The organism is Pseudomonas sp. C27(2019), from assembly GCF_008807395.1.
GTDB lineage: Bacteria > Pseudomonadota > Gammaproteobacteria > Pseudomonadales > Pseudomonadaceae > Denitrificimonas.
Window position 1 is genome coordinate 1,565,020 of the sequence record NZ_CP043320.1, and the last position, 19,715, is coordinate 1,584,734.

Annotated in this window: 14 protein-coding genes; 7 read left to right on the forward strand and 7 right to left on the reverse strand. The window is 47.8% G+C overall.

The features are described from left to right. Window positions 1-34: 34 nt before the first annotated feature. The 7 genes from FXF61_RS07080 to FXF61_RS07110 all read left to right on the forward strand — a co-directional run bounded on the left by FXF61_RS07080 (window position 35) and on the right by FXF61_RS07110 (window position 10,419). Window positions 35-1,861 (forward strand): extracellular solute-binding protein, encoded by a 1,827-nt coding sequence (locus FXF61_RS07080; protein ID WP_151184608.1) that lies wholly within the window; start codon window positions 35-37, stop codon window positions 1,859-1,861. Beyond that, window positions 1,861-3,678: an extracellular solute-binding protein gene (locus FXF61_RS07085; protein WP_151184609.1), complete on the forward strand. Its 1,818-nt coding sequence runs from the start codon at window positions 1,861-1,863 to the stop codon at window positions 3,676-3,678. Before FXF61_RS07080 ends, FXF61_RS07085 begins: the two co-directional genes overlap by 1 nt. A 2-nt stretch (window positions 3,679-3,680) precedes the next feature. Beyond that, window positions 3,681-4,769: a microcin C ABC transporter permease YejB gene (locus FXF61_RS07090; RefSeq protein WP_151184610.1), complete on the forward strand. Its 1,089-nt coding sequence runs from the start codon at window positions 3,681-3,683 to the stop codon at window positions 4,767-4,769. A gap of 1 nt (window position 4,770) precedes the next feature. After that, window positions 4,771-5,790, forward strand: coding sequence for an ABC transporter permease (locus FXF61_RS07095; protein WP_151184611.1), 1,020 nt, complete (start codon window positions 4,771-4,773; stop codon window positions 5,788-5,790). Beyond that, entirely contained in the window at window positions 5,768-7,396 is a 1,629-nt protein-coding gene (locus FXF61_RS07100) for an ABC transporter ATP-binding protein (RefSeq protein WP_151186031.1), read from the forward strand. Before FXF61_RS07095 ends, FXF61_RS07100 begins: the two co-directional genes overlap by 23 nt. 32 nt (window positions 7,397-7,428) lie before the next feature. Beyond that, window positions 7,429-8,226, forward strand: coding sequence for an enoyl-ACP reductase FabI (gene fabI / locus FXF61_RS07105; protein WP_151184612.1), 798 nt, complete (start codon window positions 7,429-7,431; stop codon window positions 8,224-8,226). A gap of 180 nt (window positions 8,227-8,406) precedes the next feature. After that, the gene (locus tag FXF61_RS07110; RefSeq protein ID WP_151184613.1) at window positions 8,407-10,419 is read left to right on the forward strand and encodes a choline BCCT transporter BetT; all 2,013 of its coding nucleotides are present in this window, start codon (window positions 8,407-8,409) and stop codon (window positions 10,417-10,419) included. A gap of 249 nt (window positions 10,420-10,668) precedes the next feature. Here FXF61_RS07110 and FXF61_RS07115 read toward each other — a convergent pair whose 3' ends face one another. The 7 genes from FXF61_RS07115 to FXF61_RS07145 all read right to left on the reverse strand — a co-directional run bounded on the left by FXF61_RS07115 (window position 10,669) and on the right by FXF61_RS07145 (window position 19,613). Further along, window positions 10,669-12,525, reverse strand: coding sequence for a SurA N-terminal domain-containing protein (locus FXF61_RS07115; RefSeq protein WP_151184614.1), 1,857 nt, complete (start codon window positions 12,523-12,525; stop codon window positions 10,669-10,671). A 182-nt stretch (window positions 12,526-12,707) separates the two neighbouring features. Continuing rightward, window positions 12,708-12,983, reverse strand: a complete 276-nt coding sequence (locus FXF61_RS07120) for an HU family DNA-binding protein (protein ID WP_151184615.1) — start codon at window positions 12,981-12,983, stop codon at window positions 12,708-12,710. A 138-nt stretch (window positions 12,984-13,121) separates the two neighbouring features. Next, window positions 13,122-15,524 (reverse strand): endopeptidase La, encoded by a 2,403-nt coding sequence (lon, locus tag FXF61_RS07125; RefSeq protein WP_151184616.1) that lies wholly within the window; start codon window positions 15,522-15,524, stop codon window positions 13,122-13,124. Between the two features lie 145 nt (window positions 15,525-15,669). After that, window positions 15,670-16,947, reverse strand: a complete 1,278-nt coding sequence (clpX, locus tag FXF61_RS07130; RefSeq protein WP_151184617.1) for an ATP-dependent Clp protease ATP-binding subunit ClpX — start codon at window positions 16,945-16,947, stop codon at window positions 15,670-15,672. A gap of 105 nt (window positions 16,948-17,052) precedes the next feature. Then, window positions 17,053-17,694 (reverse strand): ATP-dependent Clp endopeptidase proteolytic subunit ClpP, encoded by a 642-nt coding sequence (gene clpP / locus FXF61_RS07135; protein WP_151184618.1) that lies wholly within the window; start codon window positions 17,692-17,694, stop codon window positions 17,053-17,055. 121 nt (window positions 17,695-17,815) lie between these two features. Then, on the reverse strand, window positions 17,816-19,156 hold the full coding sequence (gene tig / locus FXF61_RS07140; RefSeq protein ID WP_151184619.1) for a trigger factor: 1,341 nt from the start codon (window positions 19,154-19,156) through the stop codon (window positions 17,816-17,818). A gap of 115 nt (window positions 19,157-19,271) precedes the next feature. Continuing rightward, on the reverse strand, window positions 19,272-19,613 hold the full coding sequence (locus FXF61_RS07145; protein WP_151184620.1) for a phospholipase D-like domain-containing protein: 342 nt from the start codon (window positions 19,611-19,613) through the stop codon (window positions 19,272-19,274). Window positions 19,614-19,715: the final 102 nt, after the last annotated feature.

A 19,715-nucleotide genomic window follows, 5' to 3' on the forward strand; every position in this document is an offset into this window, starting at 1 on the left:
GTATCTGTTAGTTAATTAAGGTTTGATGGTGTCTATGCGCGTTTTTTTATTACTCATCAGCGTGCTCTTGTTCAGCCATCAGGCGTTCGCCAGTTTAGTGACCAGTCACGGTTATGCGCAGTTTGAAAAACTAAAATACGGTGCACAGTTTAAGCACTTTGATTGGGTCAACCCAGACGCAAGCAAAGGCGGCACGGTCCGTTTAATGGCATTTGGCAGCTTTGATACGCTCAACCCCTACACCTTAAAAGGCACCAGCCCAATTGCTACCTCCGGTTTTTATAACTACGGAATCAGTGAGCTCAACGAGCCATTAATGGTTGGCAGCGGTATCTATGATCCTTCAGGTGATGAGCCTGCCAGTGCCTACGGGCTTATTGCAGAAAGCGTGCAATATAACGCCAGTCGCAGCTGGGTGGTGTTTAACCTGCGCAAAGCAGCGCGTTTTCATGACGGCACGCCGATCACGGCGAAAGATGTGGCTTTTTCCTACCGCACGTTATTAAAACAAGGTCACCCACAATACCGCACCTACCTGCAAGAGGTAGCGCGGGTCGACATCCTCAGCAGTCACCGCATCCGTTTTGTGTTTAAACGTGCGGGTAACCCCTTATTGATTTTACGTATGGGCGATTTACCAGTACTGCCTGAGCATTACTGGCGCGACCGTGATTTCAGTCAAACCACATTTGAACCACCACTGGGTAGCGGCCCTTATGCTATTACCTCGGTCAAGCCTGGGCGCAATTTGGTCTTTGAGCGGGTAAAAGACTGGTGGGGTAAAGACCTGCCAGTCAATCGCGGTAAGTACAATTTCGACAAAGTCATCGTTGATTTTTACCGTGATAAAGATGTGGCCTTTGAAGCGTTTAAAGTTGGCAGCTTTGACTTTTATCTTGAGCATCAAGCGAAAAACTGGGCCAATAACTACCGTTTCCCAGCCATTGCTAAAGGTGAAGTGATTCGTGCGGAAATCCCTCACGAAATCCCGACGCAAACCCAAGCGTTATTTATCAACACACGCCGTAGCACATTTAGTGATAGCGCCACCCGCCAAGCCCTGACAATGCTATTTGATTTTGAGTGGGCCAATAAAACCTTATTCAACAATGCTTATCAGCGCTCCAAAAGTTACTACCCTAACAGCGACTTTTCCGCGCGCGGAACGCCCAAGGGCGCAGAAGGCTTATTGCTGGCAAAGTGGCGTAAAGAACTGCCTCTGGCTTTATTTTTAGAACCTTTCACCTTGGAAACCACCGAAGGTCGCGGCATACCTAGGGAGACATTGCGTAAAGCGTTAGGCCTGTTTGCCGAGGCGGGCTGGAAAAGCACCACCCGCGGCCTAAAAAACAAGCATGGACACACCCTAAGCTTAGAAATACTGCTAGTGAACCCGAGCTTAGAGCGCATTTTACAGGCCTATATCAACACCCTGAAGGCCGTGGGTATTGATGCGCGCATGCGCACCGTGGATCGTGCGCAATACAAGCAGCGTTTGGATAATTTTGACTTTGATTTAACCCTGCTGACCCTGCCGCAAACACTCAGCCCGGGGCTTGAGCAATGGCAATACTTTCACTCGTCGCAAGCCTCAGTTAAAGGCAGTAAAAACTATGCGGGCATCAACAATCCCATTGTTGATGATCTGTTAGAGCAGTTGCTAAACGCGAAAACCTACAACCAGCAACGCGCTGCCGCTCGCGCACTGGACCGAATTCTATTGTGGAACTACTACAGCATTCCAAACTGGTATATTAGCCACCACCGTATTGCTTATCAGAACCGTTTTGAGTTTGTACGCACACCACCCTATACATTAGGCTTACGTGCTTGGTGGTTAAAACCTTCGGAGATTGATTGATGCTGACTGTATTGCGTCGTGGCTGTTTATCATTGTGTGTCTTGGTCTGTAGTGCCAGCGTGTTTGCGCAACCGCAACATGCGATGACGCTGTACGATGAAGCGCCAAAGTACCCAAGTGACTTCAGCCATTTTGACTACACCAATCCAGAGGCGCCAAAAGGTGGCACCTTACGCTTGGCCGGCTTAAATGGCTTTGACAGCCTCAATCCCTTTATTCCCAAGGGCAACGCAGCAGATCGCATTGGTTTGCTCTATGACACCCTCACCTACCATTCTGCTGATGAACCCTTTACTGAATATGGCTTGCTCGCCGAGCACATCGAAAAAGCTGATGACAACAGTTTTGTACGCTTCTACTTAAACCCTAAAGCGCGTTTTAATGATGGTGAAGCGGTCACTGCGGAGGATGTGCTCTTTACTTTTAACACCCTCGTTGAAAAAGGCCACCCGCTGTATCGCCACTACTATGCCGATGTCGCCGATGTGGTGATAGAGAGCCCGCTGCAAGTGCGTTTTGATTTTAAGCACAATAACAACCGCGAATTACCGCTGATTTTAGGGCAATTACAAATCCTGCCTAAGCACTGGTGGGCTGAGCGTGACTTCACTAAAACCAGCTTAAGCCCACCGTTGGGCAGCGGCCCCTACCGCTTAACCAGCGTTGAAGCCGGTCGCAGTCTGCGCTATGAGCGGGTTAAGGACTGGTGGGCAAAAGACTTACCGGTAGCGCGCGGGCTGTATAATTTTGACAGCATTGTGATTGATTACTATCGCGATATGTCAGTCGCACTGGAAGCCTTTAAAGCGGGCCGCTTTGATTTTAATTTAGAGTATTCAGCCAAAGACTGGGCCACAGGTTATGAGTCCCCTGCTCTGCGCAACGGTGACATCATTCAAACAGCAGTGAAAAACCACAATCCGGTGGGCATGCAGGGCTTTACCTTTAATATCCGCAAGCCTATTTTCCAAGACCGTCGCGTGCGTGAAGCCATTGCTTTGCTATTTGATTATGAATGGACCAACAAACAGCTGTTTTACAGCTCATATATCCGCACCCACAGCTTTTTTGAAAACTCAGAGCTCGCGGCGCGTGGCCTGCCCAGTGCTGAAGAGCTTGAGCTGTTAGAGCCATTGCGCGGTTCGATCCCTGACCAAGTGTTTACTCAGGCATTCAAAACGCCGGTCAGCGATGGCAGCGGTATTATTCGTGAGCGTCGCCTAGAAGCATGGCGCTTGCTGCAAGAGGCCGGCTACCGCATTGAAAATGATCAAATGGTTAACGCTGAGGGTGAGCCGCTGGCTTTTGAATTTATTATTGCGCAGGCTAACTTGGAGCGTGTTCTGCTACCCTTTAAGCGCAATCTGGCTGAACTTGGCATCGAAATGACCATTCGTCGCACCGATGTCTCGCAGTACATCAACCGTATGCGCTCACGGGATTTTGATATGACCTCAAGCATTTGGTCGCAATCCAATTCGCCGGGTAATGAGCAGCGTGACTTTTGGCATTCCAGCAGTGTCGACAATCCCGGTAGCCGTAACTTTATCGGCCTGCAAGACCCTGCTATCGACAGTCTAGTTGAAGGTTTAATCAATGCACCCAGCCGCGCCAGTTTAATCACCTATGCACGCGCACTGGATCGAGTTTTGCTCTGGGGCCATTACGTGATTCCAAACTACTACACTGACAGCTGGCGTATCGCCTACTGGCAGCACCTTCAGCAACCTGAAGTAGCACCTTTATATGACTATGGCTTAATGACCTGGTGGATTAAAGCCGAGGCTGCCGACTCCTCACCTGCGGCGGATCAATAAGCATGCTGGCGTATATTCTTAGGCGGCTACTGCTGATCATTCCCACTTTGCTGGGCATATTAGTGGTCAACTTTATTATTATTCAGGCTGCACCTGGTGGGCCTGTTGAGCAAATGATTGCCAAACTGGAAGGCTTTGATGCGGCGGCAGGCGGCGCCACAGGGCGTATTTCTGGTGGCGGCGCTGAAGTATCAAGCAGTTCAGCCAGCAACTACCGTGGTGCACAAGGGCTTGATCCTGAACTGGTCTTAGAAATTGAAAAAATGTACGGCTTTGATAAACCGGCCGTTGAACGCTTTTGGATTATGCTGAAAAACTACGCGCACTTTGATTTTGGTGACAGCTTTTTCCGCGACGCCAAAGTCACAGATTTGATTCTTGAAAAAATGCCAGTGTCCATCTCCCTTGGACTCTGGAGTACGCTGCTGATGTATATGATTTCCATACCCCTGGGCATCAGTAAAGCAGTACGCCATGGCAGCTCATTTGATGTGTGGACCAGTTCGGCGATTATTTTAGGCTATGCCATTCCCGCTTTCTTGTTTGCCATTCTATTGGTGGTGGTGTTTGCCGGCGGCAGTTATTTAAGCTGGTTCCCACTGCGCGGCCTCACCTCCAATGACTTTGAAGAGCTGAGCCTGCTCGGTAAAATCGCTGATTACTTTTGGCACCTCGCCTTACCGGTCACGGCCTTGGTGATTGGTAACTTTGCTACTCTCACCCTGCTTACCAAAAACAGCTTTCTAGATGAAATCAATAAGCAGTATGTGACCACCGCACGCGCCAAAGGCTTAGCGGAAAACAAAGTTCTGTATGGGCATGTGTTTCGTAACGCCATGCTGATTATTATTGCCGGTTTCCCTGCTGCCTTTATTGGTATGTTTTTTACCGGCTCGCTGTTGATTGAAGTGATCTTCTCGTTAGATGGGCTTGGTCTGCTCAGCTTTGAGGCGGCGATTAACCGCGATTATCCTGTGGTATTTGGTACCTTATTCTTGTTTACGCTTTTGGGGTTACTGGTTAAATTGATCGGCGATATCACCTACACTCTGGTCGATCCACGCATCGACTTCAGCAGCAGGGGCAATTGATATGGCCCTGTCACCCATCAACCAAAGACGCTTTGCGCTGTTTAAATCGCACAAACGCGGCTGGTTTTCTTTGTGGATTTTCCTTGGCTTATTTATTTTATCGCTGGGCGCCGAGTTTATTGCCAACGATAAACCACTGCTGGTGCAGTATGACGGCGCGCTGTACTTTCCGGTGCTCAAGCGCTACCCAGAAACCACCTTTGGTGGCGAGTTTCCGCTGCAAGCCAATTACAAAAGCCCGTATATCAAAGAGCTGATTGCGAAAAAAAATGGCTGGATGCTTTGGCCGGTGATTCCGTTTAGTTACGTCAGCATCAATTACGACCTGCAAGTGCCAGCACCTGCTCCACCGTCTTTGCAAAACTGGCTGGGCACTGACGATCAAGGTCGTGACGTGATGGCACGGGTAATTTACGGCTTTCGTATTTCGGTATTATTTGCCCTGACTCTAACCCTGATCAGCTCGATGATTGGCGTATTTGTCGGTGCACTGCAAGGCTTTTATGGCGGCTGGGTGGACTTGATCGGCCAGCGCTTTTTAGAGGTTTGGTCGGGGCTACCGGTCCTATATTTGCTGATCATTATGGCCAGTTTTATTCAGCCTAACTTTTGGTGGCTGCTGGGTATTATGCTGCTGTTTTCTTGGATGAGCTTGGTGGATTTGGTCCGTGCTGAATTTTTACGTGGCCGTAACCTTGAATATGTTCGTGCCGCACGCGCGCTGGGCATGCAAAACAGTGCCATTATGTTTCGCCATATTCTGCCCAACGCCATGGTGTCTACCCTGACGTTCCTGCCGTTTATTTTAACCGGCGCAATCGGCACCTTAACTGCGCTGGACTTTTTGGGCTTTGGTTTGCCACCTGGATCGCCGTCTTTAGGTGAGTTGGTGGCGCAAGGTAAATCCAACTTACAAGCGCCGTGGCTGGGTATCAGCGCCTTTACCGTATTGGCGTTAATGTTAAGTTTATTAGTATTTATTGGTGAGGCTGCCCGTGATGCATTCGATCCAAGAAAATAAGAGCGAGCAATTGCTCAGTATTGAAGACTTATCCGTTGAGTTTATCAGCGGTGAAGCTGTTACTCGTGCGGTCAATCACATCAGTTTTACTATCAATAAAGGTGAAACCCTGGCACTGGTTGGCGAAAGCGGCTCAGGCAAATCAGTCACCGCGCATTCTATTTTGCGTTTACTGCCCTACCCGCTGGCCCGTCATCCGAGCGGTAAGATTCTCTACAAAGGTAACGACTTACTCAGTGCAGCACCGGAGTATTTACGTACAGTACGCGGCGACCGTATTGCCATGATCTTCCAAGAGCCGATGAGCTCGCTAAACCCTTTGCACAGCATTGAAAAACAGATCAATGAGATTTTGATCCTGCACAAAGGCATGTCCGCCAAGCAAGCGTCAGCACGCACCCTGGAGCTGTTGACCTTAGTGGAGATCAAGAACCCAGCGCAGCGCATGAGTTCTTACCCACACGAGCTGTCTGGCGGTCAACGTCAGCGTGTGATGATTGCTATGGCGCTGGCCAATGAGCCTGAGCTATTGATTGCTGATGAGCCGACCACTGCGCTGGATGTCACCGTGCAGCTGACCATTTTGGAGCTGCTCAAAGACTTGCAGAAACGCCTCGGTATGGCGATTTTGCTGATCAGCCATGACTTGAACTTAGTGCGCCGCGTCGCACACCGCGTTTGCGTGATGCAACATGGCAAGATTGTTGAGCAAGCACCTTGCGAGCAGATTTTTACACAGCCGCAACACCCTTATACGCAAGAGTTACTCGGTGCTGAGCCAAGCGGTACGCCTGTGCCGCATACAGCCAGCGAGATCTTGCTGGAAACTCAGGACTTGCGGGTGTGGTTTCCAATCAAAAAAGGTGTACTACAGCGCACGGTTGATCATGTCAAAGCGGTCGATGGCATTAGTTTTGCCCTACAACGCGGGCAAACACTGGGTGTGGTCGGTGAAAGCGGCTCAGGCAAATCAACCCTTGGCTTGGCCATTTTGCGGCTGATTCACAGCAAAGGCAGCATTTTGTATGCCGGTAACGCCATTGATGGCCTGTCGCAAAAGCAAGTACGACCCCTGCGCCGTGACATTCAAGTGGTATTTCAGGACCCTTTTGGTAGCCTAAGCCCGCGAATGAGCGTCTCAGATATAATTGGCGAAGGCTTACACATTCACAAGATGGGTAATGCGCAGGAACAAGAACAAGCGATTATCGCTGCGTTACGTGAAGTGGACCTTGATCCAGAGACACGGCACCGTTATCCCCATGAGTTTTCAGGGGGGCAACGTCAGCGCATTGCGATTGCACGCGCCTTAGTGCTTAAGCCTAAATTAATCGTGCTGGATGAACCCACTTCGGCATTGGATCGCACTGTACAACGCCAAGTGGTAGAGCTGCTACGCAACTTGCAGCTTAAATACAATTTGACCTATGTGTTTATCAGCCATGATTTGGCTGTGGTCAAAGCCCTCAGCCACCAATTACTGGTGATGCGCCAAGGGCACGTGATTGAACAAGGTGCTGCTGAACGCATTTTTGCAGCACCGCAACACAACTACACACAGCAGTTGCTAGCAGCGGCTTTTATAAACAACCCTGCTCAATTGTGACAGTATTAATTGACTCAAAAAGAGGAAAGACCATGGGTTTTATGACCGGTAAGCGCGTTTTAATCGTTGGCGTGGCCAGCAAATTGTCGATCGCTTCAGGTATCGCAGCAGCCATGCACCGTGAAGGCGCAGAATTGGCATTCACCTACCAAAATGAAAAGCTACAAAAGCGTGTCGAAGGTTTTGCCGAAAGCTGGGGTTCATCAGCTGACCTGTGCTTTCCATGCGATGTGGCCAACGACGAAGATATCGAAAATGTATTCGTTGAGCTATCAAAAAAATGGGACGGTTTAGACTGCATCGTGCACTCAGTGGGCTTTGCCCCTGGCGATCAACTCGATGGTGACTTTACTGAAGTGACCACCCGTGACGGTTTCAAAATTGCTCATGATATCAGTGCTTACAGCTTTATTGCCTTAGCTAAAGCAGGTCGCAGCATGATGCAAGGGCGTAACGGTAGCTTGCTGACCCTGACCTACCTTGGCGCAGAGCGCACCATGCCAAACTACAACGTGATGGGTATGGCTAAAGCCAGCCTAGAAGCGGGTGTGCGTTACTTAGCCGGTAGCCTAGGCGCTGAAGGTACACGAGTCAACGCAGTTTCCGCTGGGCCAATTCGCACCTTGGCCGCATCTGGCATTAAGAGCTTCCGTAAAATGCTGGCTGCCAATGAAAAGCAAACGCCGTTGCGCCGCAATGTAACCATTGAAGAAGTGGGTAATGCTGGGGCATTTTTATGCTCAGATTTAGCTTCAGGTATCAGCGGTGAAATCATGTATGTTGATGGTGGTTTCAACACCACAGCAATGGGCAATATCGAAGAAGATTAATGCCCTTCGCTGACACCGCTAAAATCATAGCGTACCCCCATTCGTTGACTCGCAGCGTTGGGGGTTTTTTATTACGAGCACATCCATGACTTAAAGCATCATTTTCGCAGCTAACTTGCCCTGTATTGATACTTTTAATAGTGACTCAGTTAGAATGAGGCTCTCTATAACTATGTGCTTATGCCATTAAGGATCTTACGTGGACATACCGACTCGTCGGGCAGTTCTATAAATCCACCCGTTTTTTATACGTCTGCCTTCATCATCACTGCTTTAGTTTTATTCGCAAGTATTTTTCCCGATACTGCACAACAGCAATTCAGCCAGATACAGAGCTGGATCGTAGACCACCTAAGCTGGTTTTACGTTCTTACTGTTGCCATTATTCTTTTATCAACTGTCTATCTCGCAGTCTCCCGTTACGGAGATATCAAACTCGGCCCAGACCACAGTAAACCCGACTACAAAAACGGCTCATGGTTTGCCATGCTGTTTTCTGCCGGTATGGGTATTGGTTTGATGTTCTTCGGTGTCGCAGAGCCTGTGATGCATTTTGTTGCCCCGCCGATAGGCGACGCTAACACCATCGCTGCCGCTAAAGATGCCATGAAGATCACCTTCTTCCACTGGGGCTTACATGCCTGGGCCATTTACGCGATGGTGGCATTGATACTCGCATTTTTCTCTTATCGCCACGGTTTACCACTGACATTACGCTCAGCACTGTATCCGTTAATTGGTGAGCGGATTTACGGGCCAATTGGTCATGCTGTCGATATTTTCGCAGTGATCAGCACCATTCTCGGTATTGCCACGTCATTGGGCTATGGCGTTTTACAAATTAATGGTGGTTTTAATTATCTGTTTGAGTTACCTATTGGTACCGGTATCCAGGTGATTCTAATTGTCACTATCACCGCTTTGGCAACGCTTTCAGTGGCCACAGGTTTGGATAAAGGCATCAAGCGTCTATCAGAAGCCAACTTGATATTAGCTGTGGTTTTGTTAGGTCTGGTCCTGTTTCTCGGACCAACAGTATTGTTATTGCAGAGCCTTGTAGAAAATACTGGTGGCTATTTCTCCGAGATTATTAGCAAAACTTTTAACCTCTATGCCTATCAGCCAACCGACTGGCTCGGCGGCTGGACCATACTCTATTGGGGCTGGTGGATTGCTTGGTCACCTGCGGTCGGTATCTTTATTGCCCGTATTTCTCGTGGCCGCACCATCCGTGAGTTTGTCACTGGAATTTTACTGGTGCCTACAGGCTTCACCTTTCTATGGATGACTGTGTTTGGTAATACTTCGATCCATATGATTTTGCAGGAGGGCATCACCAGTTTGGCTGAGACGGTCAGTGCTGACAGCTCGTTAGCGCTGTTTGCTTTCTTAGAGCACTTCCCCTTTTCCACACTGCTATCGTTGGTTGCCGTGTGTATGGTGATCCTGTTCTTCGTCACCTCTGCCGACTCGGGCTCCTTAGTGATTGATATGCTGGCCTCCGGTGGCAAAACAGATACACCCCTATGGCAGCGTATCTTTTGGGCCTCATCCACGGGTATCGTTGCTATCACGCTGCTGGTCAGTGGTGGCTTAGCTGCGCTACAAACAGCCTCTATTGCTAGTGCACTGCCCTTCTCGCTGATTCTACTGACGGCTATTTGGGGCTTATTTAAAGCACTGCATTTTGACTCGACAAAACGCATACTCAAGCAGCAAAGCGTAATTCATTATTCGCGCCAACAGCTCAAGCCTGGAGGCTGGCAACGCCGCTTGCGCAGTATGATGATGTTCCCACGCCGCTCGCACGTGAACCGCTTTATTGATGAAGTGGTGATGCCTGCATTCGAGGAAGTGGCAGAAGAGATACGCAAGCAGGGCTATAGCGCTGAAGTCGTTATCCTCGAAGATAAGCGCTGCAAAATCGAAGTGCAGCATAATGTTGAGGTGAACTTTGTTTATAAAGTAGAGCCGAGCGCATATATCCGTCCTGATTTTATGACGCCAGAAGAAACAGGTGACGAGGCTGAAGAAGTCGAGGAACGGGAAAAGCGTAAATACTTCCGTGCCGAAGTGCATTTACTCGAAGGTGGGCAAGACTACGACATCATGGGTTGGTCACGCGACGAAGTCATTGAGGACATTCTTGATCAGTACGAACAGCACATGCATTTCTTGCACGTCATACGCTAATCCCGCGCTACAACATGCGCTTTAACTAAAGCCCTCACGTGTTGCTCTGGCAATCGTGGGGGCTTTTTTATGGCACAGTTGCGCTTATCCGTGAATATGCAGAACGCATGGAGTAGCGCAATAAGAAAGCTGTACAAATGAGGCTTAACGGACTGATGCCGCTAGATAATAAAATCAGGATCTATCAGTGGCTTATGCAGTACCCAACTGAGTAGGCACTGCATAAGCCATTTTGTGTAAGCGATGCGTTTAGTAACGCTCTATTTTTGCATCCATCTCAAGTTGTTGCATCAGCGCATTAAAATCAACCTGACCTGCTCGCGAGGCTAAGACCTGCTTGTACTGAGCAAGCTCTTCGCTAGCCAGCGGCTCGGCGGCATCATTGACACCGGTTAACTGCAATAACACATAATCACCACTGCCTAAGCTCAATCCAGCAAACTGTGGGGCGTCAGCCTCAGGTTTTGGCATCTTAAATAAAGCTTGCAACACTTCTGGGTCAACACTGCTTAGATCGCGCGTAGCGGCCTCAACAGTTCGCCAGTCAATGTCGTTTTCAGCCTTACCTTGTTGCAAGCTGGCTAACAGCGCCTCGCCTCGGCTTTTAGCGTGTTCAATAGCACGCTGGGCAATTAACTGCGCCTGAATCTGCTCACGCACATCAGCAAATTCAATAGGCTCTGGGCGATGGTGCTCTTTGACACGAAGCACGATTGTCGTGTCTGGATCAAGCTCAATCGCCATACTGTTAGCACCCTCTTCAAGCACTTCAGTGCTAAAGGCTGCTTCAAGTACATAGCGATTAGAGAACAGACCTTCTGCGCCATCACGGCCAAATGGTTCACTGACTTTAATTTCTAAATTCAACTCACTAGCCGGCTGTTGTAGATCTGCTGATTCATAGGCCACACTTTCTAAATCCTTGACCGCCTCAACAAATCGCTGCTCAACCTGCTGTGCTTTTAAGCGCTGTGTTAGCTTTTCTTCAAGGCTAGCAAAACTTGGAATATCAGCCACTCTAACATCCATCAGCTTGATCACGTGCCAGCCGTAAGCGGTACGCACCGGTTGCGATACCTGCTCTTTTTCCAGAGCATACAACGCTTCTTCAAACTCAGGCTCATAAACGCCCGGCGCAGCAAAACCAAGATCACCACCTTGTTGTGCAGAGCCAATATCACCAGATAGCTCTTGTGCTAAAACCGCAAAGTCTTCACCGGCAGCTAAGCGCTCGATAGCTTGTTCAGCCTGCAGTAGAGCTTGCTCATCACTGACCTCATCACTGACTTCAATCAAAATATGCGCGGCGCGACGTTGCTCAGACAGGTTAGCTATTTCTGCTTCGTAGAGTTCTTTAAGCTGCTGCTCATCGACTTCAACTTGATCAAAAAAAGCTTCTTTTTTTAGCTCGATATAACTCACAACAACTTGTTCAGGCGTCATAAACTCAGTTGTGTGCTCATTGTAGTACGCCTCAAGCTCTTCAGATGGAACAGCCACCTGATCTAAGTCTGGCGCAATGCTGTACATTGAAAAGTCACGCGTTTGACGCTCAAGCTGAGCAAATGCTTGTGCTTCTTGCTCAGTGACAAAGGCACTGCCAGCAACACCTGTGCGCAATTGGCCGGTGCGCATCTCTTGCGCAATCATCTGCCTAAACTGCATGCGGCTGTAGCCCATTTGCCGAATCACTTGGTCAAAACGGTCTGCATTAAATCGGCCATCAACCTGAAACTCAGGGGCCAACAAAATAAACTGATCAACTGCCGCATCCGAAAAGACAATGTCAGCTTGGTCAGCGGCCTGTACTAATAACTTACGCGCAATCAAACCGTTAAGCGCTGCCTCTGTAAGCAACGCATCATCAATAAGGTTGGCATCAAAATCCTCACCCAGTTGCTGCAGCAGCTGTCGGCGCTGAAGATTTTTCGCCTCGGCAAGCTCATTAAGAGTAATGTCTTCGCCATTCACTTTAGCAGCATTATTAGTGTTACTGGTTGAGCTTAAAATTGCTTCAAAACCGGTAAACGATAGCAACACCACAATCAAACCAATAATTGTTTTAGAGATCCACCCCGTGGAGTTATCTCGAATATTCTGCAGCATGCATCCCCCAGTGGAGCCATTGAAAATAGCTGTGCATTATGGGCTGTCTTACAAAATAAAGGCGCACCCAATGATGCGCCTTAGCATTTAGTGGTGCGTACAACTGTTTTGCCTTTCAACCAGCAAGACTCTATTGATACGCACCGCACTCATCAAACTAACAGCTGATGAGCGCTAAGCACTTAGTTGTTAACAGCGTCTTTAAGAGCTTTACCTGCTTTAAAGCCAGGAATTTTTGCTGCTGCGATTTCAATTGGATTACCTGTTTGTGGATTGCGACCTGTGCGTGCAGCGCGATCCTTGACAGAAAATGTACCAAAACCAACCAATACGACGGAATCACCTTCTTGCAGTGCACCCGTGATGCTTTCAATAACGGCGTCTAATGCACGTCCTGCAACGGCTTTAGGAATATCTGCCGAAGCAGCAACTTTATCAATCAACTCTGACTTGTTCACTCGTAAGTCCCCTTAGGTTTTCTAAAAAATATGATTGCAATTTTTCTGCAAGCAATTGAGCACTATTATGCAATCTATATGACACCGACACCCTGATTTATAACAAGGTGCCAAAAAGCATGTCAACCGTAACTGTTTTTAGTGTGTACTGAGACGATCATTGACCTCAGTATCGCGCGATTCATCCTTCATCAACAGCTCAGATGCGACATCAGACAAAGGTTCCGGCATGTATTGCAACGCAATTTGCAGCACTTCGTCAATCCATTTTACTGGCTTGATGTCTAAATCGGCCTTTATATTAGCTGGTATTTCTTTCAAGTCACGCACATTTTCATCTGGGATGATAACTGTTTTAATTCCACCGCGGTGCGCTGCCAACAATTTCTCTTTTAAACCACCAATTGCTAGCACCTGTCCACGCAGAGTAATCTCACCTGTCATCGCTACATCAGCACGCACTGGCACCTTGGTCAGCGCTGAAATCAACGCCGTACACATGCCTATACCGGCGCTAGGGCCATCTTTAGGGGTCGCCCCCTCTGGCATATGTAAATGCACATCGTTCTTCTCGTAGAAGTTAGGAGCGATGCCGAGCTGTTGCGCGCGACTACGCACAACCGTTAATGCTGCAGTCATTGACTCTACCATGACTTCACCGAGTGATCCGGTTTTAATCATCTGGCCTTTACCGGGAATAACCGCAGACTCAATGGTTAGCAGTTCGCCACCTACTTGTGTCCATGCCAATCCAGTCACTTGACCGATTTGGTCGTCTAACTCTGCGATACCATAGGTAAACTTCTGCACACCAAGGTAATGCTCTAAATCTTGCGCGCGCACAGTGATGCGAATGGTTTTCTTGGCTGACTGTTCTTTAACGATTTTGCGACACACTTTAGCAATTTGTCGCTCTAGCCCACGCACACCTGCTTCACGTGTGTAATAACGAACGATATTGAGCAGTGCAGCCTCTTCAAAGATTAGTTCAGCATCTTTTAAACCATTGGCCTTCAGTTGCTTACTAACCAAGTACTTGCGCGCGATATTGAGCTTTTCATCTTCGGTGTAACCCGGTAAGCGAATCACTTCCATCCGATCCAATAATGGCCCTGGAATATTCAATGAGTTCGCTGTACAGATAAACATCACATCAGATAAATCGTAATCGACCTCTAGATAATGATCGTTAAAGCTGTGATTTTGCTCAGGATCAAGCACTTCCAACAGAGCAGACGCTGGATCACCGCGCATATCTGAACCCATTTTGTCGACTTCATCGAGCAAGAATAATGGGTTACGCACACCAACCTTGCTTAAACGCTGAATCACGCGACCCGGCATTGCACCAATATAGGTGCGGCGGTGACCACGGATCTCTGCTTCATCGCGCACACCACCCAAGGCCATACGGATGTATTTACGGTTAACTGAACGCGCGATTGACTCCGCCAGCGAAGTTTTACCCACGCCTGGCGGCCCCACTAAACATAGAATAGGGCCCTTAAGCTTTTTCACCCGCTTTTGTACTGCAAGATACTCTAGGATGCGCTCTTTAACCTCTTCAAGGCCAAAATGATCAGCTTCAAGGACTTCTTCGGCGCGCGCAAGGTCAGTGCGCACTTTACTTTTCGCTTTCCATGGTGTGCTGAGCATCCAATCAAGGTAAGTACGCACCACTGTTGCTTCAGCTGACATCGGTGACATCTGCTGAAGTTTTTTCAGTTCCATGTGAGCTTTTTCTAAGGCTTCTTTAGGCATGCCAGACTCATCAATGCGCTTTTTTAACGCATCGGCTTCATTGACGCCGTCTTCACCTTCACCCAATTCTTTTTGAATGGCTTTCATTTGCTCATTCAAAAAATACTCGCGTTGGCTGCGCTCCATTTGTTTCTTAACTCGGCCACGAATGCGCTTTTCTATGTTAAGTAGCTCTAATTCAGTATCTAAAACACCCAGCAACAACTCAACTCGATCTGTAATTTTCCAATCGTTGAGCACTGCTTGTTTCTGCTCGAGCTTGAGTGTCATTTGCGCAGCGATAGCGTCTGATAAGTGCCCTACTTCATCAATATCGCCCAGTGCTGTCAATGCTTCAGCAGGCACCTTTTTGCTTTGCTGAACAAAGTATTCAAACTGCTCAAATAGAGTGCGCAGTAATACTTCATTTTCGGCAACACTGGTTTCTTCGGCTTCTTGTACTTGCACGCGCGCACTTAAATAGGGTTCATCAGCGTCGCTTGCTTGTTCAACAATTCTACCGCGCTGCTCACCTTCAGCGAGCACTTTGACTGTGCCATCAGGCAGTTTCAGTAACTGCAAAATTGTGGCAACAGTACCGGTTTCGTATAAGGCTTCAATCCCTGGATCGTTATCAGCTGGGCTGCGTTGCGCAATCAACAGGATTTTTTTGTCGCCTTGCATAGCGGCTTCAAGCGCGGCAATGGATTTTTCACGCCCTACAAATAGGGGAATAACCATATGCGGATACACTACAACATCTCGCAATGGCAATAACGGCAATTCGATGATTGTCTTCATTGTTTTCTCTCTCATTCAGCACGCAGGCCGTAAATAAAGTGGCTAAGCCTGAGATTAAAGATGGGGATGCATCACAACAATTACAAGGCGAGTCTTATTAAATACAAAAGGGCCCGCAGGCCCTTATGTAAAACACTAAACACCATTAAGCATCAGGCGCTGCTTTTGCTGGTGTGTCCTGCTGGTAAATCAAAATAGGTTGAGACGTGCCGTTAATAACACTCTCATCAATAACGACTTTAGCGACGTTGGTTTCTGATGGTATATCGTACATGGTATCAAGCAGAACACCCTCTAAAATCGAGCGTAAACCACGCGCGCCTGTCTTGCGTAACAAGGCATGCTTGGCTACTGCCTTGAGTGCATCGGGGCGAAACTCCAGCTCAACATCTTCCATATCGAACAACTTGCTATATTGCTTTGTTAGCGCATTTTTCGGTTCTGTCAGAATTTGTACCAATGCATCTTCATCCAGCTCTTCAAGGGTCGCGATGACCGGCAAGCGACCAACGAACTCAGGAATCAAGCCAAACTTTACGAGATCATCAGGCTCAACATCACGTAACGCCTCACCGATTTTCTTTTCTTCGTCTTTACTGTGCACTTGCGCAGAAAACCCAATTCCGCCTTTTTTCGAGCGATTTTGAATGACTTTCTCTAAGCCAGCAAAGGCACCACCGCAAATAAACAGGATATTTTTAGTATCAACCTGCAAAAACTCTTGCTGCGGATGTTTGCGCCCACCTTGCGGCGGAATCGAGGCAACAGTGCCTTCAATCAGCTTCAATAATGCTTGCTGCACACCTTCACCCGAGACATCACGAGTAATCGATGGATTATCAGACTTGCGGGTAATCTTATCGATTTCATCGATATAGACGATGCCCATCTGTGCTTTCTCAACATCATAATCACATTTTTGCAACAGCTTCTGGATGATGTTTTCAACATCTTCGCCCACATAACCGGCTTCGGTCAGCGTGGTTGCATCTGCAATTGTAAAAGGCACATTGAGTAGGCGTGCTAAGGTTTCCGCGAGTAACGTTTTACCCGATCCGGTTGGACCAATCAGCAATATATTACTTTTACCCAACTCAATATTGTCTTTTTTGTCACGATTATTTAAGCGCTTATAGTGGTTATACACCGCTACAGCTAATACTTTTTTTGCGCGCTCTTGACCAATCACATACTGATCAAGAATACCGCTGATTTCCTTTGGAGAAGGCAGTTTATGTGCTGCGCTATCAGACTCAAGCTCTTCCACTTCCTCACGGATAATGTCATTGCATAAGTCGACGCATTCGTCACAGATAAAAACCGAGGGGCCAGCAATCAGCTTGCGCACTTCATGTTGGCTTTTGCCACAGAAGGAGCAATACAGCAATTTGCTTTTGTCCTCGCCACTACGCTTATCAGTCATTCGTTATTTCCAGTTTGGTAGGCTATGAGTACAAGATGAAGCCTTCAGTCGGCTTTTTCAACCCATGCACCTACATAAAACACATACAGCACTACTGAAGATTGATTAAACAGGCATATCTCGCTTAGTCGCCACATGATCAATCAAGCCGTATTTAACTGCTTCGTCACCGCTCATAAAATTATCACGATCGGTATCTTTGGCAACCACATCAATTGGTTGTCCTGTGTGGTCGGCCAAAATTTTGTTCAAGCGATCGCGGATGGTTAGAATTTCGCGCGCATGAATTTCAAAGTCAGAGGCTTGCCCTTGAAAACCACCCAACGGCTGGTGAATCATCATACGCGAATGTGGTAAACAAAAACGCTTACCAGGCGCGCCACCCGCCAATAATAGTGCTCCCATGCTAGCCGCTTGACCAATACACATGGTCGACACATCGGGTTTGATAAACTGCATGGTGTCGTAAATCGACATACCCGCCGTTACAGAACCACCTGGCGAGTTGATATACAGGTGAATATCTTTATCAGGGTTTTCTGCTTCTAAGAACAACAACTGCGCCACGACAAGGTTCGCCATATAGTCTTCGACAGGGCCGACCAAGAAAATAATGCGCTCCTTTAACAGGCGCGAATAAATATCATAGGCGCGCTCACCGCGTGATGACTGCTCAACTACCATCGGCACTAAGCCGCCAGCAGCGTGGATATCTTGCGGGTTTTGCATAAACGTATTGTGTGACATATCTGCCGTAGCTCCCAGATTATTGCTTATCGTCATAAAGACACACAAGCCAGCTCTAGGGCTGGCTTGTGAATTAACAGGCTAATGAGCCGTTAACAGTATAGCTGTCAGCAGAGTGTAATTACTCAGCGCTTGTTTCTTCAGCTTCTTCTTCAGCTATTTCAGGCGCTGCTGCAGGCTTCACTGCTTCTTCATAAGAGACAGTAACATCTGTTACTTTCGCTTTGCCTAAAACAGTATCTACAACTTGCTCTTCAAGCACAACCGCACGCACATCTTCAAGTTGCTGCTCATTTTTGTAGTACCACTCAATCACTTGCTCTGGCTCTTGGTAAGCAGCGGCCATTTCTTCAATGGTGCTACGTACCAACTGATCATCAGCCTTGATTTCAAACTGCTTAACCATTTGCGCAACGATCAAACCTAAAGCAACACGGCGCTTAGCTTGCTCAGTGAACAGCTCTGCTGGTAATTGATCAGGCTTAACGTTACCGCCAAACTGTTGGACCGCTTGTACGCGCAGACGATCAATTTCGCTAGAAATCAACGCGCTAGGCACTTCAATTTGATTGTTGGCGAGCAAACCGTCCATCACTTGGCTTTTTACTTTGCCTTTAATGGCTTGCTTCAATTCGCGCTGCATGTTTTTGCTAACTTCAGCGCGGAAACCTTCTAAACCGCCTTCAGTGTTGCCAAACATCGCGAAGAATTCTTCGTTTAACTCTGGCAACTCCGGACCTTCAACAGCGTTAATAATCACAGAGAACTCAGCAGTCTTACCGGCCAAGTCAAGGTTTTGATAATCTTCTGGGAAAGTTGGCGTGATGACTTTAGTTTCGCCAGCAGTGCAGCCAAGCAAAGCGTCTTCAAAGCCTGGAATCATACGACCTGAACCCAGCACCAACGGTACGTTGTCAGCCGTGCCGCCAGCAAAAACTTCACCATCAATGCTACCAACAAAACTGATGGTCACTTGGTCATCAAGTGCAGCTGCGCGCTCTACCGCAGTGAAACGGGTATTTTGCTTGCGCAATATTTCTAGCATGTTGTCAATATCAGACTCAGCAACTTCAGCGGTCTGACGCTCTATTTCAATACTGTCTAAACCTTGCACTTCAAATTCAGGAAACACTTCAAATGTTGCAATGTACTCAAGACCTTTGTCTTTCTCAAATACTTGCGGCTCAATCGCAGGCTGTCCGACCGGATTAAGTTTTTCTGCAACGACTGCTTCATAAAAGGTTGATTGAATCATATCGCCTAGAACGTCTTGACGTGCGTCAGCTTCATAGCGCTGACGAATGATGCTCATTGGCACCTTACCAGGTCTAAAACCTGATACTTTGGCACGCTTAGCTGTTTGCTGAAGACGCTTATTCACTTCATTTTCAATGCGCTCAGCAGGAACGCCAATGGTCATTTTACGCTCAAGGGCGGAAGTGTTTTCTACGGAAACTTGCATGGTTATTCCTCGTTGAATAGACGTGGCCAGACATTACCGACCCTAGAATCAAGGGCATGCATTCTAGAGGTGTCGAACAGAAATATCCATCCAATCCGGCAGAGAATTTGCAGTTTTACAACAATCCTTCAATTGGCAGCCAAGAATACAGGCGCGCAGCGATCCTGCGCCAGACACTGCTGTTGGGTTCTGAGGTATAAGTATGCACACCTTCAGCGCGTTGCTCAGTCCAATACATTCGACCCGTCTCGGTTAATTTAACCTGGTATGCATGCGCAGGGATGTCATCATAAAACGCCTGATTAATACGTCGTGCCAAACGTGGGCTATCAATCACAAAGCCTAATTCAGTATTTAAATTCGCCGAACGTGGATCAAAATTAAAAGAACCGATAAAAACATGTTGGCGATCTACTGAGAAGGTTTTTGCATGCAAACTTGACCCAGAACTGCCCATAAAGGAGCCTCTGAAAATCTCAGCTTATTATTGAGCTTTTCAGAAAATGACTCGAAAACTCAAAAAAACAGCTAAAAAAGGCCGTTTTCGAGGTAAAACCAC